General features: G+C 58.2%; 23 protein-coding genes. 5 read left to right on the top strand and 18 right to left on the bottom strand.

Translation table 11 applies throughout. The annotated features are described in order from the left end of the window. Window positions 1-231 precede the first annotated feature (231 nt). The 14 genes from AC2FH0_RS10595 to ruvC all read right to left on the bottom strand — a co-directional run bounded on the left by AC2FH0_RS10595 (window position 232) and on the right by ruvC (window position 12,547). Window positions 232-807 (bottom strand): MOSC domain-containing protein, encoded by a 576-nt coding sequence (locus tag AC2FH0_RS10595; RefSeq protein ID WP_496701055.1) that lies wholly within the window; start codon window positions 805-807, stop codon window positions 232-234. 101 nt (window positions 808-908) lie between these two features. Continuing rightward, complete coding sequence (gene ftsH, locus AC2FH0_RS10590) at window positions 909-2,825, bottom strand: ATP-dependent zinc metalloprotease FtsH (protein ID WP_142640196.1); 1,917 nt, start codon at window positions 2,823-2,825, stop codon at window positions 909-911. Window positions 2,826-2,901: 76 nt separating this feature from the next. Then, complete coding sequence (gene tilS / locus AC2FH0_RS10585) at window positions 2,902-4,155, bottom strand: tRNA lysidine(34) synthetase TilS (protein ID WP_496789284.1); 1,254 nt, start codon at window positions 4,153-4,155, stop codon at window positions 2,902-2,904. Continuing rightward, window positions 4,152-4,976 carry a tol-pal system protein YbgF gene (gene ybgF / locus AC2FH0_RS10580; RefSeq protein ID WP_496696939.1) on the bottom strand — a complete coding sequence of 275 codons (825 nt, stop codon included), beginning with the start codon at window positions 4,974-4,976 and terminating at the stop codon, window positions 4,152-4,154. Before ybgF ends, tilS begins: the two co-directional genes overlap by 4 nt. A gap of 4 nt (window positions 4,977-4,980) precedes the next feature. Continuing rightward, the gene (gene pal / locus AC2FH0_RS10575; protein ID WP_281973807.1) at window positions 4,981-5,490 is read right to left on the bottom strand and encodes a peptidoglycan-associated lipoprotein Pal; all 510 of its coding nucleotides are present in this window, start codon (window positions 5,488-5,490) and stop codon (window positions 4,981-4,983) included. 88 nt (window positions 5,491-5,578) lie between these two features. Beyond that, complete coding sequence (gene tolB / locus AC2FH0_RS10570) at window positions 5,579-6,898, bottom strand: Tol-Pal system beta propeller repeat protein TolB (RefSeq protein ID WP_142640188.1); 1,320 nt, start codon at window positions 6,896-6,898, stop codon at window positions 5,579-5,581. Further along, window positions 6,895-7,998, bottom strand: coding sequence for a cell envelope integrity protein TolA (tolA, locus tag AC2FH0_RS10565; protein ID WP_496789283.1), 1,104 nt, complete (start codon window positions 7,996-7,998; stop codon window positions 6,895-6,897). The genes tolB and tolA overlap by 4 nt, the downstream gene beginning before the upstream one ends. A 9-nt stretch (window positions 7,999-8,007) precedes the next feature. Then, on the bottom strand, window positions 8,008-8,484 hold the full coding sequence (tolR, locus tag AC2FH0_RS10560) for a protein TolR (protein ID WP_142640204.1): 477 nt from the start codon (window positions 8,482-8,484) through the stop codon (window positions 8,008-8,010). A gap of 1 nt (window position 8,485) precedes the next feature. Then, window positions 8,486-9,181 (bottom strand): protein TolQ, encoded by a 696-nt coding sequence (gene tolQ, locus AC2FH0_RS10555; RefSeq protein WP_142640185.1) that lies wholly within the window; start codon window positions 9,179-9,181, stop codon window positions 8,486-8,488. A gap of 105 nt (window positions 9,182-9,286) precedes the next feature. Next, window positions 9,287-9,670, bottom strand: coding sequence for a tol-pal system-associated acyl-CoA thioesterase (gene ybgC, locus AC2FH0_RS10550; protein WP_496692335.1), 384 nt, complete (start codon window positions 9,668-9,670; stop codon window positions 9,287-9,289). After that, window positions 9,667-10,290, bottom strand: a complete 624-nt coding sequence (locus AC2FH0_RS10545; RefSeq protein ID WP_496692334.1) for a hypothetical protein — start codon at window positions 10,288-10,290, stop codon at window positions 9,667-9,669. The genes ybgC and AC2FH0_RS10545 overlap by 4 nt, the downstream gene beginning before the upstream one ends. Before the next feature lie 61 nt (window positions 10,291-10,351). Next, complete coding sequence (gene ruvB / locus AC2FH0_RS10540; protein ID WP_496692333.1) at window positions 10,352-11,371, bottom strand: Holliday junction branch migration DNA helicase RuvB; 1,020 nt, start codon at window positions 11,369-11,371, stop codon at window positions 10,352-10,354. Between the two features lie 4 nt (window positions 11,372-11,375). Continuing rightward, a complete protein-coding gene (ruvA, locus tag AC2FH0_RS10535; RefSeq protein ID WP_271952277.1) occupies window positions 11,376-12,053 on the bottom strand; it encodes a Holliday junction branch migration protein RuvA in 678 nt (225 codons plus the stop codon). Next, window positions 12,050-12,547: a crossover junction endodeoxyribonuclease RuvC gene (gene ruvC / locus AC2FH0_RS10530; RefSeq protein WP_496789281.1), complete on the bottom strand. Its 498-nt coding sequence runs from the start codon at window positions 12,545-12,547 to the stop codon at window positions 12,050-12,052. The genes ruvA and ruvC overlap by 4 nt, the downstream gene beginning before the upstream one ends. A 333-nt stretch (window positions 12,548-12,880) precedes the next feature. Here ruvC and AC2FH0_RS10525 point away from each other — a divergent pair, with 333 nt between their 5' ends. Next, window positions 12,881-13,093: a DUF1127 domain-containing protein gene (locus AC2FH0_RS10525; RefSeq protein WP_496692332.1), complete on the top strand. Its 213-nt coding sequence runs from the start codon at window positions 12,881-12,883 to the stop codon at window positions 13,091-13,093. A 102-nt stretch (window positions 13,094-13,195) separates the two neighbouring features. Here AC2FH0_RS10525 and AC2FH0_RS10520 read toward each other — a convergent pair whose 3' ends face one another. The 4 genes from AC2FH0_RS10520 to AC2FH0_RS10505 form a co-directional block, all read right to left on the bottom strand. Continuing rightward, window positions 13,196-13,540 (bottom strand): hypothetical protein, encoded by a 345-nt coding sequence (locus AC2FH0_RS10520; protein WP_142640171.1) that lies wholly within the window; start codon window positions 13,538-13,540, stop codon window positions 13,196-13,198. Between the two features lie 107 nt (window positions 13,541-13,647). Then, entirely contained in the window at window positions 13,648-14,520 is an 873-nt protein-coding gene (locus AC2FH0_RS10515; protein WP_496692331.1) for a 50S ribosomal protein L11 methyltransferase, read from the bottom strand. A gap of 66 nt (window positions 14,521-14,586) precedes the next feature. After that, complete coding sequence (locus tag AC2FH0_RS10510; protein ID WP_271952281.1) at window positions 14,587-15,819, bottom strand: MFS transporter; 1,233 nt, start codon at window positions 15,817-15,819, stop codon at window positions 14,587-14,589. A gap of 80 nt (window positions 15,820-15,899) precedes the next feature. Continuing rightward, a complete protein-coding gene (locus AC2FH0_RS10505; protein WP_496789280.1) occupies window positions 15,900-18,095 on the bottom strand; it encodes a primosomal protein N' in 2,196 nt (731 codons plus the stop codon). 88 nt (window positions 18,096-18,183) lie between these two features. On the opposite strand from AC2FH0_RS10505, the gene fsa reads away from it, so the two are divergent. The 4 genes from fsa (at window position 18,184) to AC2FH0_RS10485 (ending at window position 21,422) form a co-directional block, all read left to right on the top strand. Then, complete coding sequence (fsa, locus tag AC2FH0_RS10500; protein ID WP_142640163.1) at window positions 18,184-18,837, top strand: fructose-6-phosphate aldolase; 654 nt, start codon at window positions 18,184-18,186, stop codon at window positions 18,835-18,837. 197 nt (window positions 18,838-19,034) lie between these two features. Continuing rightward, the gene (locus AC2FH0_RS10495) at window positions 19,035-19,742 is read left to right on the top strand and encodes a DUF484 family protein (protein WP_496692329.1); all 708 of its coding nucleotides are present in this window, start codon (window positions 19,035-19,037) and stop codon (window positions 19,740-19,742) included. Next, on the top strand, window positions 19,739-20,659 hold the full coding sequence (locus tag AC2FH0_RS10490; protein WP_496705383.1) for a tyrosine recombinase XerC: 921 nt from the start codon (window positions 19,739-19,741) through the stop codon (window positions 20,657-20,659). The genes AC2FH0_RS10495 and AC2FH0_RS10490 overlap by 4 nt, the downstream gene beginning before the upstream one ends. A gap of 67 nt (window positions 20,660-20,726) precedes the next feature. Beyond that, complete coding sequence (locus AC2FH0_RS10485) at window positions 20,727-21,422, top strand: CDP-alcohol phosphatidyltransferase family protein (protein ID WP_496789279.1); 696 nt, start codon at window positions 20,727-20,729, stop codon at window positions 21,420-21,422. Window positions 21,423-21,424: the final 2 nt, after the last annotated feature.

Below are 21,424 nucleotides of genomic sequence, written 5' to 3'. Positions count from 1 at the left end.
CCAATCTCCTGAATCGGCTTCTTCTTCGCCTCACGCGCAATTTCGATGTCAGATTTATAGCTCATTGGGTTTCGGTCCCTGATTGAATTCCGTGCAAACCCGACGCAGAACGCCGGCGCTGCTCACTCCATACCGTTGTGTACCAAATTGGTGGCTATGGATTCCGACATAATTGCGCCTTGAAACGTCGTAGCGTCACATCGGCGCCTTCCGATCGGAAATTGCGGTCCCTTATGGTGTCCAGGCTCTCTGATCGGGGACAAACAGTGTAAGCTCATCGGCTAGCTTCAGCTCTCCGGGTCTTTCGACCCAAGCCGTGACTCCCCGCCGTCCTTGCGCTGCAGGCTTGAAGGCCGCACCATATCCGGGCAAGTCAGCCTCGATCTCGCGCCCTGGCAGGATACAGGGCCGGTTTTCCATGTCGATCGTCAGCGTCAGGCCATTTTCCACCTGCAAACGAGACGAGGGCGGAATATGGGTGAAATCCGGAATGCCGCGCAAGACAATGCTGACACCCAGATGGGACGGGTCCAGCTTACCCAAGCCCATTTCCTGCGCGATGGCATCAAGTTCTTCTGCGGACAGGATCGATAACTGTCGCACATTGCGAATTTCGGTGCCCACCGGGTACAGGTTTTTGACCCGTACGCAAGAGGTACGATTCACGCCTTCGTGACGCGCGCCTTGATCACCCGAGAAACCCAAATCCAGACTGTCCACGGAATTGGCCCGGAGAGTTTTACCTGCTGGTACGTGGCCCAACCAAACAACTTCGCCCGTGAATTCGGTTTCGCGCAATACCGGCATATTTATCCCTTTTTCAGAACTGACATCTGATGCGGAATAAAGGGCAAACCTTCGCGATTGAAAAGAAAAAAGACCCGGGACAGGCCCGGGTCTTTGAGAGTTTAAGCCGTTGGTTCCGGCTCCATCCCGCCATCGGGCGGAGTTTTCTTAACCTTGGTTTTCGGAATGGCTGTCACGCTGGGGGCGCTGCCCTCATCAGGTTTGTCGCCCTCGTCATCGCTTTCGCTGGGCGGCTCGCCATTCATGACGCGTTTGATCTCGTCACCGGTCAGGGTTTCATATTCCAGCAGCCCTTGGGCCAGACGTTCCCATTGCTCGTTCTGTTCTGACAGGATCTGATGCGCACGCTCATATCCTTGCTGGATCAGGCGCTTGACCTCTTCCTCGATCAGTTCCTTGGTATGGGCCGAGACCGAGAACCCGGCAGTGTTGCCAGAATAGCCATCATGCGCTTCGGCATAGTCGATATTGCCGACCTTGTCCGACATGCCCCAGCGCATCACCATCGCCCGCGACAGTTGGCTGGCCTGCATGATATCGCCCGCCGGACCGTTCGAGACATGGTCCTCGCCATATTTGATCACCTCAGCCGCCTTACCGGCCATGGTCATGGCCAGCTTTTGCTCACACTCATCGCGGTGATAGTTTAGGCGGTCCATTTCTGGCAGTGACACCACCATGCCCAGCGCACCACCACGCGGAATGATCGTTGCCTTATAGACCGGATCACACAACGGCAGCGTCATACCAACAACGGCATGCCCTGATTCGTGATAGGCAGTCTTTTCCTTCTGGTCCTGGGTCAGCACCATCGAGCGGCGCTCGGCACCCATCATCACCTTGTCCTTGGCATTCTCGAAATCTTCCATGGTAACAAAGCGGCGACCGACGCGGGCGGCCATCAGCGCGGCCTCATTCACGAGGTTGGCCAGATCAGCACCCGAGAAGCCCGGAGTCCCGCGCGCGATGATGCGCAGATCGACATCAGGTCCGAGAGGCGTCTTGCGTGCGTGAACGCCCAAGATCTTCTCGCGGCCTTTGATGTCGGGGTTGCCGACAGTCACGTTGCGGTCGAAACGGCCCGGACGCAGCAGCGCAGGGTCCAAAACGTCCTTACGGTTGGTGGCCGCCAGGATAATCACGCCCTCATTGGCCTCGAACCCGTCCATCTCGACGAGCAACTGGTTGAGCGTTTGTTCACGTTCGTCATTACCCCCGCCATAACCGGCACCACGATGGCGGCCAACGGCGTCAATCTCGTCAATAAAGACGATACAGGGAGCGTTTTTCTTGGCCTGTTCGAACATGTCGCGGACACGGGATGCACCGACACCGACGAACATCTCAACAAAGTCCGAACCCGAAATGGTGAAGAAGGGCACACCCGCCTCACCCGCAATGGCGCGGGCCAGCAGCGTTTTACCGGTCCCCGGAGGGCCCACCAACAAAGCGCCTTTTGGAATCTTGCCACCCAGACGACTGAATTTCTGCGGATTGCGCAAGAATTCTACGATCTCTTCCAATTCTTCCTTGGCCTCGTCGATGCCAGCGACATCATCAAAAGTTACACGGCCATGCTTTTCGGTCAGCATCTTGGCTTTGGACTTGCCAAAGCCCATCGCGCCACCTTTGCCGCCACCCTGCATCCGGTTCATGAAGTAGACCCAGACACCGATCAGCAGCAGGAAAGGAAGAAGAGTGACCAGGAAAGACTGAATGCCCGATTGCTGTTGTTTCACAGCCTGAACCGGGATGCTTTCATCGATCAGCAGTTTGGTCACCTCGGCATCGCCGGGCTTGATCGTGACATAGCTTGCGCCGCTTTGCGTGGTATAGCGAATTTGTTCGCCATCCAATGTCACGTTTTTGACTTCGCCGCCTTCAACAGCGGTCACGAAATCAGAATAGGTTCTTTCATTGCTCTGAAGCGTTCCACCTGGTCCGCTGAACAGATTGAACAGTGCAAGGATCAGCAAAAACAGAACGACCCAAAAGGCGATGTTACGAGCGTTGCCCAAGAAAAATCTCCCAAAAGATTTCGGCAGATGGGGATCTGCCGGGTTGATCTTTAAAATAGAGATGATTCAAGCAGGTTCAATGCGATAAAACCGAAGAGTGAAACTCGGGCTCTTCTGGCGTCAGTTCTGCAAGCCAACCATTTGAGAAACCCACCATAGGTGCAGATACCAAGACCTCTCCACTCCAGACGGACGGAGACGCCAGAAGCGCGGCGCGCGGTTTTCCAAGTGCACGCCAATCTGGCACGGCCTGCAAACCAGCCGCACCTAACGGGTGAACCTGCGCGTCGGGAATCGCCGGGCCAGACAGGATCCACCGTCCATCCCAAATCTGACCGGGTGCGCCGGGTGCGCTCTCAACGGCATTTAGCTCTCTGCAAATCCACATTTTATCGGCTTTTGGGATCAAGAGGCATCCACCAATCGTTGCCGCCTCACCCTGATCAATCGCGAGCAGCGCCCGGTCTGTTGCAGCCTGACGCGGTGGATATCCGCGGCCCGCAATCCAGCGGACACAACCTATAAGAAGACGACGTCGGATTTCCGCAGGCAGAGTGGAAAATCGCGCGCGATTGACACAGATATCGCCGCCATCGACACTCAGGACCTGACGGGCGGATTCCTGCGTAATCTGCTCTACTGCTTCACGGGCTTGAGCAAGGTTTTCAGCAACGCGGGACAGAGAATGCACCGAAATCCCAATTTCGGATAAGCCGGTCAACGCGTTGCGCGCCTTGATACGATCAAACCGCCGGTCGTGATTCGATGGATCCTCGATCCAATCTGCCCCAATCTCGGCAAGATAATCGCGCAGTTGTTGCCGGGTAATCCCCAACATCGGTCGCAGCAGCATGATCCCTTGATAGTTCCGCATTGCGGGCATGCCGGACAATCCCGTCACACCAGCAGCGCGCGCCAATCGCATCAGCATGGTTTCGGCTTGATCATCGGCGGTGTGTCCCAGGGCAATCGCGCCGATCTGCTTGTCACGCGCCCAGTCTGACAGCAACTGGTACCGGGCCTGCCGCGCCCTATCCTGCAGGTTACCTTTCTGGTCCCACCCCTGCCAGTGCAACGTCTCATGTGGAAGGCCCAGACCCTGGGCAAACTGCGCCACCCAATTTGCCTCCGCCACCGCTTCGGGGCGCAGATTGTGGTTCACCGTGGCGACAAACAGCTCAACCTGTTCCTCTTGGACGATGTGCTTCAACAAACTCAGCAAAGCAACCGAGTCACCGCCACCGGATACCGCAACGCCTAGACGGCGCGGAAGGTTTTCCGGCAATCGCGCGCGGAGTTCGGATTTCAGGAGTGTGCCTTGTGTGGTCAAGTACAACCCAGTGACGTCATTTCCTGCGTGGCGCTGGAGACCAATGCCGAGGCCGGGAACCGGACGCTAACCTCGCTCAGTGTGATACACGCCTGTTCGGTCTGTCCCAGACGGCCCAGCGCAGCACCCAGTTCGAACAAAGCCTCAGGCGCATAGGCGCCTTCGGAATCGCCGGTGAAGCTGGCAAGGAATGCCTTTGCCGCTTCGCGGGTGTCGCCAATGCCCTCCAACGCCTGTCCGCGCTTTAGGTGTGCTTCGGGCGCAAGCGGGCTTCCGGGATATGATGTATCGAATACTGCGAACTGATCCGCGGCGGCCTGGAAGTTTCCATCGGCCAGCGCCTGAGCAGCGGCATTGAAATCCGCTTGCTCGCCTACTGCCAACTCACCCAGGTCGGCATCGGTTGGCGCTGTCGGAGCAGTAGGGGCTGCGGATGTGATGTCCGTATCTCCGCCCAGAGTTGTTGTATCACCGAGCGTACTCAGGTCACCGCCTTCCAGTTCGACCAAGCGAAACTCGAGATCACCGATCCTGTTAGTGCCGTCGGTTACGATATTCTGTACACGCTGGTTCAACTGTTCGGTCTGGCGCGTCAGGCGCTGCAATTCGGCCTCTATGGCATCAACGCGTTCAAGTATCGAACTGCCGGACAGGTTCGGGGCCGGAGAGCCGGTTGTTGAAAACTCGCGCTTGAGCCGCTGAATTTCCACATGCAGCACCGTCAGTTCCTGCCGGATATCCGCCAAGGTTTGCTGATCCTGTGCTTGTGCCAAACCGGCGGTCGCCAAAACTGCGGCCAGAACCCATCCTGCTAGTTTCATCGTCTTATCCCAACGTTGATCCGGTCAGCACCGTCACTGCACGACGGTTTTTCGAATAGCAGTCCTCGGTGCTGCAAATCTCGATCGGACGCTCTTTGCCAAAGCTGACAGTTGTCAGCCGGTTGCCTGCTACTCCGCGGGAAATCAGGAACTCGCGGGCGGCATTTGCCCGGCGCGCACCCAGTGCGAGGTTATACTCACGCGTGCCCTGCTCATCCGCATGGCCTTCGATCGTTGCCACAAAGTCGGGGTTGGCCATCAGCCAGTCGGCCTGCCCCTGCAGCACTGACTGCGCCTGCGGAGTAAGCGTCGACTGATCGACCGAAAACAGAACCCGGTCACCAACAGTTTGCTGGAAATATGCAGGCGAGCGCGGATCACTTGGAGAGCCCGCGGCCAGCCCGCCATTTGCGCCATTGCCAAAGCCGCCGCCCAGCGCAGACGGATCGTTATTGGTGCAGGCCGCCAACGCGCCAAACACACCAAGTGCTAGGATTTTGCCCAATACGTTCATCTCAGGTGCCTCGTTGTTTTTTCTCTTTATTGCCGTCTCTGTAGCATAGTGCAGGTTCCTTGTGAACTTTTCCTGCCAGCAGCCGTGATCAATTCTGCAGTGGGCCCCATGACGGATCGCTGCCCCCATCCGGGGTGCGGATCGGGCGCAGGTTGCGTCCCGAGATATCAACCGAATACAGCGTCGCCCGGCCACTTGCGCCCTGGGTTTCTCGGGTGAACATGATCACGCGACCATTAGGGGACCATGTCGGTCCTTCGTCCAGAAACGACGAGGTCAGCAAACGCTCTTCGCTGCCATCTGTTCGCATGACACCGATATGAAATCGGCCTTTGTTCTGCTTGGTAAACGCAACCAGATCGCCACGGGGGGACCAGACCGGCGTTCCATAACGGCCCTGACCAAAGCTGATCCGCGTCGCCTCGCCCCCGTTTGCGGGCATGATGTAAAGCTGTGGCGTGCCCGAACGGTCGCTTTCAAACACGATCTGGGAACCGTCCGGCGAATAGCTGGGGGCGGTTTCAATCGCGGGCGTATTGGTCAGCCGCACGCTTTGCCCGGAAGCCAGATCCATTTTCCACAGGTCCGTATTGCCGCCCTGAATAAGCGAATAGACGATCGACCGTCCATCCGGCGAAAACCGGGGCGAAAAGCTCATCGTGCCGCCCTGAGTGTTCAACTCGGTCCGCCTGACCCGTTCAATATCCAGAACATAGATGCGCGGCTGACCGGATTCGTAACTGGTATAAAGCAGTTGATCACCGGCAGGTGAAAAGCGTGGTGCCAGAACAATGGCGGCGCTGTCGGTCAGGTACTGCACATTCGCGCCGTCATAATCCATGATCGCCAGCCGTTTCAGGCGCTGGTTTTTGGGGCCGCTTTCCGAGACAAAGGCAACGCGACTGTCGAAATAGGCGCCCTCGCCCGTTACACGGCTATAGACTTGATCCGCCACTTTATGGGCCATGCGCCGCCACCCTTCAGTCGTCCCGGCAAACTGGAGACCGTTGCCCAGTTCCTGCCCCGAAAACACATCCCAGACCCTGAACCGCACCGTCAGGCGATTGCCCGACACATTCACAGCACCTGTCACCAAAGCCTCGGCATTGATGGCTTTCCAATCCGCGAACCGAACGGGATCTTCAAAGCTGGCCACTTGGCTGATGAAAGCATCAGACAGAATTTCGCGGAACAGCCCTGTTCCGGTTAGATCGGCGGCCACAACCCGCGAGATATCCTGGGCATATTGCGCAGCTGCTGTGCTGTCCGGCACAAAATTCGGAACCGAAAAGGGCAAGGGTTCGATAATCCCCTGATCCAATTCCAAGCGAAGCGGTCCACTTTGGGCGTGAACAGGTGCCGACACCAGTGTCAGGCCAAGCAACAGGCTGGTCAGAAGTCTCATCATTTGATCCGCATCCTCTCGGGATTGAATGTAATCTCAATATCCTGCCAATGCTCGTATTTATCGGTTGGCAGGTCATATCCTTTGGCTCCACAGCGCAAAATGGCACGTCGAGCGGCCTCATAGGCTTGTCTGGCTGCGCCGTCAGAACCGCCTGAGCTGTCGATCAAGCGCAAGCTGCCGCCAACGACCTTGCCATCAGGGGTCAACGAAAATCCGACAACAACAACTGTCTGCAGAGCATCCGTGGACAAGGACCCGACGTTCCAGCATTGGGAAACGGCCAATCGCATCGCGTCCTTTTCGCCGCTGGTCAAGGGCGGACCAGAGGGTTCACTCCCTTGTCCCAACGCCTCGGCCAGCGCATCGTTGATGGCTGTTTCCGTCTGCGCGGGCTCTGTGGGTTCGGGCTCGGGCGTCTCCGCCACTTCGGGCTCGACCGGTGGTGTCGGGCGGTTGGGACGGATCCGCGGGCGCGGCGATGTTCGGGGAGCGTTTTCTTTGGGCTCTTCCGCTTCGGTCACAATCTCGTCAGCCTTTTCCTCGGGGGCGGTCTGATCCTGCTGTTCCTGCTGGGTCTCGGCTCCCTCGTCCAAAGATACGGCCGGGGTTTCGATTTCATCAGGCGCGGCCTCGGGCGGAGGCGGCGCAACCGGCACCGGCGCAACATTCTCGGCCGGGCTGGGCTGTGCTTCTGGCCCAGAAGGCACCGTAAGGTCGACGGTCTCGGGGGCGGGAGTGTCCAACACCGGTGGCTGTTCAATCACCACCGGTTCTGGCGGCGGCTCAACCGGTTCAGGCTCAGGATCCGGGTCCGGGTCGGGTTCAGCAGGTTCCGCCTCTTGCAACGAAGGCTGCTCCTCCACTACCGGTTCCGACGCTGGATCCTCTTCTGTTGGGGCCTCAGGCGGCTGCAGCGCTGTTGGCGTCGGCACTTCGGGCGCATCCCGCTGAGCGGTCATTGCCGCAAATTGCTCAGCCGAAATGACCGAGACATCCTGCACGGCCATAGGTAATGGTTCGGACCGGAAGGTGCCGCCGAAAAATGCCCAACCAATCAGACTGACATGGGCAATCGCCGAGATCTTGGTGCCGGTATCCACCGTGCGGCCTCACTCTCCACCGTCGTCCAGTGTCGGGCCGCCCGTATCGGTCACCAGCCCCACATTGGAGAACCCACCCGCATTAAGCGCGCCCATTACCTGCATCACCTGCGCATAAGGGATCGCACCATCCGCGCGCAAAAACACTCGGTCGCTACTGCGTTCTGCTGCGATGGCACGCAGTTTTCCAATCAGCTCTTCGCGCAGAATATCCGTGGTTTGGATTTGCACCCTGCCATCCGCGGTCAGCGTGACGGTCAAAGGTTCCTCGTTATCGCCGGGCAGCGCACTGGCCGCCGTTTTAGGCAGATCAACCGGGACACCAACAGTCAGCAAGGGCGCAGCCACCATGAAGATGATAAGCAGCACCAGCATAACGTCCACAAAGGGTGTGACGTTGATCTCAGCCATCGGCTGCGCGCGACCGCGACGCCGACCCCGCCGGCGTCCATTCCCGCCCGAGGATTGCTGTACCGCAGCCCCCATCTCAGCTGTCCAGCTGGCGCGACAGAATGGTGGCGAACTCATCGGCAAAGGCTTCATAGCCTCCAACGATCCGATCACTATCTGCGCTGAGTTTGTTATAAAAAATCACCGCCGGAATCGCGGCCAACAGGCCCAGGCCGGTGGCCAGCAACGCCTCGGCAATACCGGGCGCGACAACAGCCAGGTTGGTGTTCTGCTGCTCGGCAATCTCGATGAACGCATTCATGATACCCCAAACCGTTCCGAACAGACCAATGAAGGGTGCAGTTGAGCCGACAGTGGCCAGAATGGGCAGGCCCTTTTGCAGCGCCTCGGCCTCTTTCGCGATGGCCACATCCATCGACCGATCAATGCGTGCAGTGGCACCAGCTATCAGCCCGCCATCAGTGCGGTGCGAGCGGCGCCATTCGATCATGCCCGAGGCAAATATCTTCTCCGAACTGCCATCGGGTTGGGTACCGATCTGCTCGAACAGTTCATCCAGGGGGTTCCCGGACCAGAAAGCCTCATCAAAAACCTGAGCTTCACGCCTTGCAGCACGGTAATTGATCAGTTTCTGGATGATGATCCCCCAGGACCAGACTGATGCGCCAATCAGCATCAGCATTACCAGTTTAACGATAAAAGTCGCGCGGGCAAAAAGCCCCCACATGGAGAAATCGATCTCCTGCGCCAGCGCCAGCGTTTCAGCTTCCATGAACCTGCTCTTTGTTTTGCCTGACAGCCTTACGGCCTTGTTTTGTCAAACGCTAACGCAGATGGGGGCGAATTGCCAACAGAACCACCCGGGCCCTGCAAATTGTTACAACAATGCGCGAATCTCTGCCGGAAGGCGTACGGGCTTGCCCTGCGCATTCATACAGACGGCGGTAACGATGGCGCGAAAAATCTCCTCTTCGCCCCGTTTGACCACTTGCGCCATGATCAGACGGACACCGGACAGAGACTTGATTTCGGTCTCGATCTCCAGATCGTCGTCAAATTTGGCCGGGGCCAGGTATTCCGCCTCGATCCGGCGTACGACCCAGACGATACCCGCGTCGCGCATGGCATTCTGGTCGTTGCCCAAACGCCGCACATAATCAGACCGGGCGCGTTCGATGTATTTCAGATAATTGGCGTGATAAACGACCCCGCCCATGTCGGTGTCTTCATAAAATACTTTAACGGAATAAACGTGCTTCATTGCGGTTGATCCAATCTGGCAAACAATCTCAGCGCATGAGAGGCATCCTGCGCCGCGCCCGGCAGGACAGGATCGTATGCCGCCCGGATCAACCCGGCAATGTCTGGTCGCAATATCGTCGCGTCACCCGCCACTGCCAAGGGCGACTGGTTGCGAAAAGCGGTATCGGACCAGAGCAGCACCGTTTGCACCACCTGGCTGAGCGCAAGCGTTTCAGCGGGGATTTGCGACAATTCATTGTCCATCCGCAAAAACACAAAGGCCGCACGAATGGCGCCGTCTTCTTCAAAACGGAATATCCGGTACTGGTTGGCATCGGCCGCGATCAACCGATCAACCAACGGCCCCAGATCAGGGACCAAACGGTCCAGATCGGGCACTTCTGTCAGTTCTTTCCAGTCGCGGAAGAAAAAGACCATGCAGTTGGCGCCAAGCTCGGGGTCGGTTTCTGCCATCTGATGCCCTGCCAGTGTTACCACTGCCTCGAACGCGCCTTTGACCGTGGCCAAACTTTCATCTTCGACCCCAAAGACGATCGGCACGATGGGGCGGCCCCAGCGCGCAAACAGGAACTCTCCGCTTTCGCGGGTGAACAGGGCTTGAATGTCTTCGGGTGTCACGCGCAATCCTCGGCAATCGGACATTGTTTGGCGGAACCCTTAAAAGCTCACACGCGCGGCTTCAACCAAACAGATCGTTTTGCCCCTTGGGTGCGGCCATGCCCAGATGCGTCCACGCCTTCTGCGCCAGCATCCGGCCACGCGGTGTGCGTTGGATCAGGCCTTGCTGCAAGAGGAAGGGTTCGATCACCTCCTCCAGCGAGTCCCGGCTTTCCGACAAAGCTGCCGACAAGGTTTCGATACCTACCGGCCCGCCCGAGTAATTCTCGGCGATCAGCTTCAGATACCGGCGGTCCGCGCCGTCCAGCCCCAGATGATCGACCCCCAGCCGCGTCAACGCCCCATCAGCCAAATCGCGGGTGATCCGTCCATCGCCTTCGACGATTGCGAAATCCACCACCCGCCGCAGCAGGCGCCCGGCGATCCGAGGCGTTCCGCGTGACCGGCGCGCGATCTCTCGGGCACCACTGTCATCAGCCGGTGCTCCAAGCTTGCGCGCGTTGCGGGTGACAATCTCGTGCAATTCATCAACGGTATAGAACTGCAGGCGTGTCGGGATGCCAAAGCGGTCGCGCAGCGGCGTGGTCAGCAGCCCCATCCGGGTTGTGGCCCCGACCAGAGTAAACGGCTGCAACTCGATCCTCACCGTGCGCGCGGCCGGGCCTTCACCAATCACCAGATCCAGCTCGAAATCCTCCATCGCCGGGTACAGGACCTCTTCGACCGCTGGATTCAATCGATGGATTTCGTCAATGAACAGCACATCGCGCGCTTCCAGATTGGTCAGGATCGCCGCCAGATCGCCCGCCTTTGCCAGAACCGGGCCAGATGTCATCCGAAAATTCACGCCCAACTCACGCGCGATGATCTGCGCCAGCGTGGTCTTGCCCAGACCCGGAGGGCCATGGAACAGCGTATGATCCATGGCCTCACCCCTTTGGCGAGCTGATTGAATAAAGATACGCAGATTGGCGCGCGCCTCGGCTTGACCGATGAATTCGTCCAGTCCCTGCGGGCGCAAGGCGCGGTCATTGTCTTCCGGCAACGGCTCGGGGCGCAGGGTGGGATCGGCATCTACCATTCAATCACCCTTTCGGAGCCAATAGTTTCAACGCAGCGCGGATCAGGTCCGCCTCACCCGCTTCGGGCAAGCTTGCCGCGGCTTCGGCCACGGCTGACGCGGCCTCGGACGGGCCGTAGCCCAGATTGGAGAGTGCCGACAATGCCCCGGCAGATGCTGCTGCATTACCTGATGCGCTTATGGTGGGCCGCTTTGGCACAGGTGTCGGTTCAGTCAGTTCCACCACATCCAGCGCGGGGCCATCCATTGCCTCGGTCACCGTGCCGCCCATGGCCATAACGCCGGGCGCCTTGTCTTTGAGGTCCAGCACGATCCGCTGCGCGGTTTTTGGGCCCACGCCCTTGGCTGCCTTGACCGCCCCCCAATCGCCCAGAGCAATCGCCCGGCTAACACCATCGGGGCCCAAGGCGCTGAGGATTGCTAGCGAAACCTTGGCCCCGACCCCTTGCACCGAGCACAGCAGGCGATGCCACTCCTTCTCGACCAGCGAAAGGAACCCGTAAAGCTGCATCAAATCCTCGCGCACCACCATGTCGGTGTAGATCGAGATCGCCTCACCCACGCCCGGCAGCGCAGCCATCGTACGGTCCGAGCAATAGACCAGATAGCCGACCCCACGCACGTCGATCAGCACGTGATCCGCCGCGCGGTAATCCAACCGGCCTGTCAGCTTGCCAATCATGCCCGCACCTGTTTCATCCGCGACTGTGGCGTTGCCCCATAAAAGGAATGACAGATCGCTATCGCCAGCGCATCCGCGGCATCCGCGCCCTTGGGCTGACAGCCCGGCAGTTGCAACTTGACCATATGAAGAACCTGTTCCTTTTCGGCATGGCCCACGCCCACAACCGTTTTCTTGACTCGATTGGGCGCATATTCCCCCACCGGCAACCCGGCCTGCGCCAGCGTCAACAGTGCCACACCTCGTGCCTGACCCAGCTTAAGCGTACCGGCTCCGTCCTTGTTCACAAAGGTCTGTTCGATGGCGGCCTGATTGGGCTGATGCTCGGCAATCACTTCGACGATCTGATTATGGAGCGATAGCAACCGCTCTCCCAGATCATCGCCGTCCGATTTACATAACCCATTGGCAACATGACTGAGACGGCTGCCATGTGATTCGATGACGCCCCATCCCAGGGTCCGTAGCCCCGGATCAATGCCCAGAATTCGCATATATAGCCTCGGCCTGCTCGGGTTTGTGTGTTCTTTTTTACCGACTAGCACGAAACAAGAACATTTTCCAAGCGAATTGACTGATGGTCAGATTGCGACACGGTCGTCCTGTCTCCGACAGAATGAGCTGATTACGACCGGAAAATGTCGGGTTTCGACCAGTTTGATGAAGGCAAAATTGCCAATAAATTAAGGCGTTTCCATGTTTTTCGAGCGTTGCAAAAAACGCATAGGACACATGCAATTTCTATGCTTGTGCAGTCAGAAAACCATCCCTAAATGCCCGTCAGATCGCAAGATCAGAGTTTAACACAAACCGGAAGGAAACAGGATATGGCTGCACTGGACACAACCCGCACCACCACTGGCTCATTTGGCCTCGTCGGCCGTATCGGTACGACTTTCGCAATGGTCGTAAACGCCGTTGTCGAATGGAATGATGCCCGCGTTACACGCAACGCGCTGAGCGGTCTGTCGGACCGCGAGCTGGAAGATATCGGCCTGTGCCGTGGCGACATTGAAATCGTCGTGGAAGGCCGCCGTTAAGGCAAAGCAAACCTACCGTTGATTTTCCCCTTCTCCCTCGGGGCAAAGAAGAACGCCGCGTATCCCCGGATACGCGGCGTTTCTAATCAAAGCGGAAGAAACTTAGCGGAGAACTTTGCTGAGTTGAGACGAGAGGGCCTGTGATACCGGGTCGATCTGCATGATCCATGCCCCCGCCTTCTCCACTTCGGTCCCTTGCGCAAGGCTATCGACACGATACTGGTAGGCCGACGACCCCAAGCTGGTCAGCAAAAGCGTTTTGAATGCGAACAGCCCAGCCAAGCAGATCAGCAGAGCCTTTGCAGGCACCGCGGACTGAACCCGCTGTGGTTTCATAACAACCAGGCCATCTTTGCGCATAGTCGCACGATAACCACGGGTCATCTTCGAATGCTTCTTGTTCAGCCGATGAACGCGCTGATCAAATTCAATTTGTTTTCCAGTCATGGCAGCCTCCAAATCAACCGCCCCCCAATTCCACGTCATTGACGGTAAAAACAGATTGCGACAAAAAAGAGGCGAAACTCCACAAAACTCCTGCAAATGGCCCGATTTTAGCCCTGTTTGGTTAAGACTAGCGACGTCCATTCACCAATTTGGTCATTTCTAGAGGCATTGAAACCATTTTGGAGATAAACGGAAACAACGTCCTCGGCTTGCTCGTTAAGGATTCCCGATAGAATCGCCTTACCCCCAACCCGCAGATTCGCTGAAATTTCGGGCGCCAGGGCCACCAATGGGCCTTTGAGGATGTTGGCGAATATCAGGTCATAGGGCGCAAGAGATTTCAGCTCCGGATGATCGAACCCCGCAGCCTCGACACATTGAACCTTCCCTGACATGCCGTTTGCCTTCAGGTTGGCTTCAGCAACTTCGACAGCAACCTGATCAATATCGCTGGCGATGATGTCCCCCTCCCAAACACGAGCGGCGGCCATCGCAAGAACGGCGGTGCCGCAACCGATATCTGCAACTTTTGTCGCGGTAAAACCCTGATCGAGCAGAAAATCCAGAGCCTTGAGACACCCAAGGGTGGTGCCGTGATGCCCGGTACCGAAAGCCATTGCAGCCTCAATCAACAAAGGGATACGGCCTTCGGGCAGCTTGTCGGCATCGTGACAGCCATAGACGAAAAAGCGGCCGGCCTCGACAGGCGCCAACTCACGGCGGACATGGGCGACCCAGTCGGTTTCGGGCAGTTCCGAGATTACAAAGGGTTTGGATCCGAACGCAGCCGCCAGAACCGCCAGTGCCGTTTCATCCGGCGCTTCGGTGAAGTAACCGCCAATCTCCCACAGGCCCGAGCCATCTTCGACTTCGAATACGCCCACGCCCGTGGGTTCGGGATCAAGACGCTCCATGGCTTCGCCCAGACCATCGGCGGACTTTTTGCCGGTCAGGGTGGTAAGCGCGGTGAATGTGGGCATGGGAGCCTCCTGTGTCAGCTGACACAGCGCCTAGGGTGCGGGCCCGCGAAGGTCAAGCATTGGCAGCTATTCCGCCGGAGCGGGCGCGTATTTCGACAGTATCGTCTCATTCCCAAGCTCTGGGTGGCGCGGGATCAGCAGCGACAGCGATAACGAAATCAACGCCATCGCTGCAGCCACTGCAAAGACCGCTCCGGGCGAGTACACCCAGAGCAGGCCCAGAAGCGCTGGTAGGAATACCGCGGCGATATGGTTGATCGTAAAGGCAACCGCTGCGGTTGGCGCAATATCTGCCGGATCGGCAATTTTCTGGAAATAGGTTTTAAGCGCCAGAGCCAGAGCGAAAAGCACATGGTCAATCACATAGAGAGTAGCCGCCAGAACAACGCCCCAACCGAACCAATAAATGCCGCCATAGGCTGCAAATACAACGGCCAGGCCTGCATATTCGAAAATCAAAGTGCGACGTTCACCGAATACGGACACAGCTTTGCCTAGCATCGGCGCAACCGAAATGTTGATAACCAGGTTGATCAAGAAAAGACCGGTGAGTTCGTGGACCTCAAACCCGAATTTCTCGACCATCATGAAACCGGCGAAAACGACAAAGATCTGACGACGCGCGCCCGCCATGAACTGAAGCGCATAGTACAGCCAGTATCGGCGGCGCAGCACAATTTTTTTGGTTTGCGGAGTCGGCGCGTCGAACTGCGGATAGGCGACCAGACAGAACAACGCCAGCAAAGCCGTCAGCCCACCCGCAGCCATGAATACAGTGTTATAGGACAGATCGAACCGATCCCACGTCAGGACAATCAGCCCATAGATAACCAATGTCGAAGCTGATCCCATGGCGACCATCCAGCCCAGAAATTGCGGCGCTCGGTCCTTGGGCAACCACTGCAGCTGAAGGGATTGGTTCACGGTTTCATAATAGTGGAACCCGATCGAGCTCAGCAGTGTGACGAACAACAAGCCACCAAGGCTTGGGAACCACGCTGTCACCGCAGTCGCAACACCCAGCATGATCAGCGAGATCATCGCCAGCACCTGCTCCCGAACAAACAAGATCACGGCAATTACGCCTACAGCCAGAAAGCCTGGGATCTCGCGCACGGTATGCAGCAGGCCGATGTCGGCACCGTCGAAATTCGCCACTTCAATAACGAAATTGTTCAACAACGCGCTCCATGCGTTGAAAGCAATGGGCATGGTCAGTGCCATCACGAATAAAAGCGTGATGGGACGGCGCCAGAACGGAAGGCTTTGCGCCTCGGAAAGTGGCATGGGTTTCAGCATGAGAGTCCCTCTACGCCCATTTTCAGGTTTTGGCGAGTAGGAAGAAGGGCACGCACATTGGCTCTGCATGAATGCAGAGGTCAGTAGAAATTTTGCGGGTCAATATCAACGGTCAGCCTGATGTCACCTTTCAGCCGCAGCGGTGCTATCCAACGGGCGATGGCATCCTGAATTGGCGCTCCTTTGGGGGCTTTGACCAGCAGCCGCACCCTGTGTCGCCCGCGGATACGCGCAATGGGCGCAGGCGCTGGACCAAAGACCTGCGCACCGATCTGCCGCAACGGGGCGTCGTTGCGGGCCATGGCGTTGCCGATGTCAAAAACGGGACCGACCTCGGGGCCAGACAGAACGATACCGGCCATGCGTCCATAGGGAGGAACACCGGCGGCCAGCCGCCCGGCGGCCTCGGCTTTCCAGAATCCTTCTTCATCGCCCGAAAGGATGGCGCGAATGACGGGATGTTCCGGTTGAAAGGTCTGCAACAGCGCCTGTCCGGGCTTATCCGCGCGCCCGGCGCGGCCAGCCACCTGCCGCATCAGCTGGAATGTGCGTTCGGCGGCGCGCAGGTCCGCCCCATGCAGACTGAGATCGGCGTCAATGACACCCACCAATGTCAGTTTCGGAAAATTGTGCCCCTTGGCCACCAGCTGCGTACCAATGACGATATCGGCGTCACCGGCAGCAATCTCTTCGATCTTTGCTTTCAATGCGCGCGCCGATCCAAACAGATCGGATGACAGCATGGCAATATTTGCCTCGGGAAATGTTGCCTCAGCCTCTTCAGCCAGCCGTTCGATCCCCGGCCCGACCGGGGCCAGCTTGCCCTCGACCTGACAGGAGGGGCAGACCTCGGGCATGGGTTTGGTCTCACCGCATTGGTGGCACATCAGACGCTTGAGAAACCGGTGTTCAACCATGCGCGCATCGCAGTGATCACAGGCAATCTGCTCGCCACAAGCCCGGCACAGGGTGACCGGCGCATATCCCCGGCGGTTAATAAACAGAAGGGATTGTTCACCCCGCTCGATCCGCTGATGGACGGCCTGCCGCAGCGATGGAGAAATCCACGTCCCCGGCTGCATCTTCTCGGCCCGCATGTCGATGGGCTTCATCTCGGGCAACACCGCATCGCCAAAGCGCGAAGTCAAATCGAGCCGCTCATACTTGCCTGCTTCGGCATTGGCCCAGCTTTCCAGTGACGGCGTCGCACTTGCCAGAATAACGCGCGCGCCGCAAATGGCGGACCGCAGCACAGCCATGTCACGGGCGCTGTAATGCACACCATCTTCCTGTTTGTACGAAGTGTCATGTTCTTCATCGACCACGACCAACCCAAGATTGCGAAACGGCAGAAACAGGGCCGAGCGCGCGCCGACAACAAGCTGTGCATCGCCCTGCCCCACCATGCGCCAGACTCGTCGGCGTTCGGTCATCGTCGCGCCCGAATGCCACTCTGCCGGGCGCGCGCCGAAACGTGCCTCAACGCGCGTCAGGAATTCGGCGGTCAGGGCAATCTCGGGCAGCAGAACCAGCGCCTGCCGCCCCTGGCGCAACGCTTCGGCGACGGCCTCAAGATAAACCTCGGTCTTGCCCGACCCGGTGACGCCTTTCAGCAAGGTCGTGCCATAATCACCCGTTCGCAGACCAGATTGCAGGGTTTCCACTGCTGAGGCCTGATCATCGGTCAACGCCTTGCCCGGCAGATCCGGATCCAGATGTGGATAGGGCAGATCGCGCGGGCTGTCTTCTTCGCGAACCGCACCGAGTTTGACCAACCCCTTCACGACTGAAGAGGTCACACCCGCCTGTTCGGCCAGTTCCTTCAGCGTAAAGGCCAACCCGCCGTAGTCGCGCAGCAACTCCAACACACGGGTCCGCGCGTCGGTCACCCTGTCAGGGTCCCTGTCGCCAAGCCGATAGACCTTGCGCATCGAAGGCGGATCGCCCAATCCGGGTGCGCGCGTAGCCAATCGCAACATCGCAGGCATCGGAGTCAGCGTGTAATCGGCGACGCGCCCCAGAAACAGGCGCATCTCTTCGCGCATCGGCGCGACTTCAAGCACCCGGATCACCGAGCGGGTCTTGGCAAGGTCAAAGCCACCCTGCCCCGGCCCCCAGACCACGCCCAAGACTTTGCGCGGGCCCAGCGGCACCTCGACAAAAGCGCCCAGAAAGCACCCGCCCTCGGGCGCCTTATAGTCCAGCGTCCGGTCCAGCGGTTGGGCGGTCAGCACCGCCACCAACTCACCTTGGTCGAAAAACTCCTGAGTGCTCAATGCATATCCTTGGCAAGGGGTTCCAGCATGGGTCTCTTTGAGGTAAAGCCATCCGCGACCAAGGCCAACCCATCAAAGGACTGCCCGCATGAAATTCTTCGTAGACACAGCCGAGATCGACGCAATCGCCGAACTGAACGATCTGGGCATGGTGGACGGTGTCACCACCAACCCTTCGCTGATCCTGAAATCGGGCCGCGACATTCTGGAAGTGACCAAGGAAATCTGTGATCTGGTTGACGGACCGGTCTCGGCCGAGGTCGTGGCAACCGAAGCCGACGACATGATCGCCGAAGGTCGCAAGCTGGCCAAGATCGCCCCGAATATCGCTGTCAAAGTGCCGCTGACATGGGCGGGCCTGAAAACCTGCAAAACGCTTAGTGACGAAGGCCAGATGGTCAATGTGACCCTCTGCTTCTCGACCAATCAGGCGATTCTGGCCGCCAAAGCCGGCGCAACTTTCATCTCGCCCTTCATCGGACGTCTGGATGACATCAACCTAGATGGCATGGACCTGATCGCTGATATCCGTCAGGTCTATGACAATTACGGATATGAGACCGAAATCCTCGCCGCCTCGATCCGCACCGTGAACCACGTGACCGACAGCGCCCGCATCGGTGCCGACGTGATCACCGCACCACCCGCCGTGATCAAAAAGCTGGCCGATCATCCGCTGACCGATAAAGGCCTTGAAACTTTCCTGTCCGATTGGGCCAAAACGGGTCAGAAAATCCTCTGATTCTGCGCGAACCCGCGCGGCGCCCCTGGCGCCGCGCTCGGCCCAGCTGCATTGAATCTGATCTCGGATCAGATCCCTGCAGACCGGAGTTTTCCCGACCACATTCCCCGCGAAATTCAAATTGACGCTCATTTTTCCCGAGGCAGATCCGGCAAGCCGTGCTATAAGGCCGAAAAATAAAAAAGACCGGACAGGACATGAGCAGCAACACCATACTCAAGGACACCTTGCGCGAGGCGATTCTGGCCGAACCAGATGCCATTCTGGATGACAAGGACCTGATGCAGGCCCTCGTCACCGCAAATGAGCAGGCGCGCGGGAATAACGTCATCGACCTGCGCGGCATAGCCATGCAACGGCTCGAGGCCCGGCTGGACCGGCTGGAGGATACGCACCGCTCGGTCATTGCGGCAGCCTATGAAAATCTGGCCGGCACAAATCAGGTTCATCGGGCCATTCTTCGGCTACTTGAACCGGTCGGATTTGAGGAATTCCTGCATATACTTGGTGCAGATGTGGCTGACATACTGCGTGTCGACCGCATTACGCTGGTTCTTGAAACGACGGCAGTCCAGAAAGACCCGGCAATCTCAAGACTGGCAGGCGTTCTGGCCATCGTCGAACCCGGTTTCGTCGACAACTATCTGACCTTTGACCACAGCGGCCCAGCACGCGAGGTCGTCTTGCGTGAAATCATCCACCCCGCGCACAGGATATTCGGCAGTGATGCGGATCACCTGCGCTCCGAAGCTTGTCTGAGGCTGGATTTGGGCGAAGGCCGCCTGCCTGGCATGATCATCATGAGCGCAAAAGACCCCAGGCACTTTACGCCAAAGCTGGGCACGGATCTTCTGACTTTCTTTGCTGGTGTCTTCGAACGGTCGATGCGCCATTGGCTGTCGTGAGCCTTATTTCTCCGGCTTGTCGTGACGCACTGCGAAACTGGCTTGATGGCCTGGGGGCCTTGTCAGGCCGGTCCGAAAACACGCTGACCGCCTATCGGGGGGATGTGTCCGAATTTCTGTCCTTCATGACACTGCACCATAGCGAAAGTCAGGGGATGGCGGCGATTGCACGGATTACAATCTCGGACATGCGGGCATGGATGGCCGATCAGCGCGCATCCGGCGTTGGCTCGCGCTCGCTTGCGCGCAAACTTTCCGCTGTGAAAACCTTCTACCGTTGGCTTTCCGAGCGTGAAGGGTTTGAGCCGACCGCAGTTCTGTCGACGCGCGCCCCCAAATTTACCCAAAAACTCCCTCGACCCATGGCCGAGGATGCCGCACGTGCGATGATTGAAACGGTCGAGATGCAATCCGCCAGCGACTGGGTTTCTGCCCGCGACGTTGCGGTCGTTACTCTTTTATATGGCTGCGGTTTGCGTATTTCCGAGGCTCTCTCACTGACCGGAGCGGATACTCCTTTGCCCAACTCGCTGCGGATCACCGGCAAGGGAAACAAGGAAAGGGTCGTCCCGGTCCTGCCGGTCGCGCAAACAGCTGTAGATCAATATGTAAAGCTGTGCCCCCATACCCAATCCAGGGAGAAGGCGCTGTTTCGCGGGGTTCGCGGAGGCCCCCTGAACCCCCGAGCCATTCAGGGGGTGATGGCCAAAGCGCGCCAGCAGCTTGGGCTGCCCTCCACTGTAACACCCCATGCCATGCGCCACAGTTTCGCGACCCACCTGCTGTCTGCGGGCGGTGATCTACGCACCATTCAGGAATTGCTGGGCCACGCGTCGCTGTCCACCACCCAAGCATATACTGCGGTCGACACGGCGCGCCTGATGGAAGTTTACAACCGCACCCACCCAAAAGCCTAAGCAAACGCTATCCACATTGACCGGGCTTTTGGTTTGCATCTGGCCCGCGCATCATTCAAGAGACACCATGACACACAGATTCAAAGCTCTTTCCGTACATCTATTCACCGCGACCGGCGCCGTATTTGCAATGCTCGCCATGCTGGCCGCCGTCGAAGAGAAGTGGAGCCTGATGTATCTGTGGCTGGTCGTCTCGTTCATTGTGGACGGTATCGACGGGCCCTTGGCGCGGCACTATCACGTCAAAAAGAACGCCCCGGAATTTGACGGCGTGCTTTTGGATCTGATCATTGATTACCTGACCTATGTGTTCATCCCGGCCTTTGCCCTGTTCAAATCGGGCTTGATGGACGGCTGGACCGGCTGGTTCGCCATCATCGTCATCACCTTTGCCAGCGCTATGTATTTTGCCGACACTAGGATGAAGACGAAGGACAATTCCTTTTCCGGCTTTCCGGGCTGCTGGAACATGTTCGTCATTGTGATCTTCGCGCTCGAGCCCAATTTCTGGGTTATCCTGCTGCTGGTGACGCTGCTTTCGCTGGCGATGTTCCTGCCATTGAAGTTCATCCACCCAGTGCGCACAGAACGCTGGCGCAATGTGTCATTGCCGATGGCATTTGCCTGGACCTTCTTCGCCGGATGGGCTGCCTGGGTCGATTTCCACCCCGAAAGCTGGGCCCATTGGGGTCTGGTGATCACCAGCTTGTATCTGGTGTTCGCAGGAATTGCCCAGCAGGTGCTCCCGCCACGCAAAGCATAAGG

The organism is Ruegeria sp. CDSC051, from assembly GCF_059610665.1.
The sequence above is the reverse complement of the archived record's forward strand: the minus strand, read 5'-3'. Positions and strand labels throughout refer to the sequence as shown.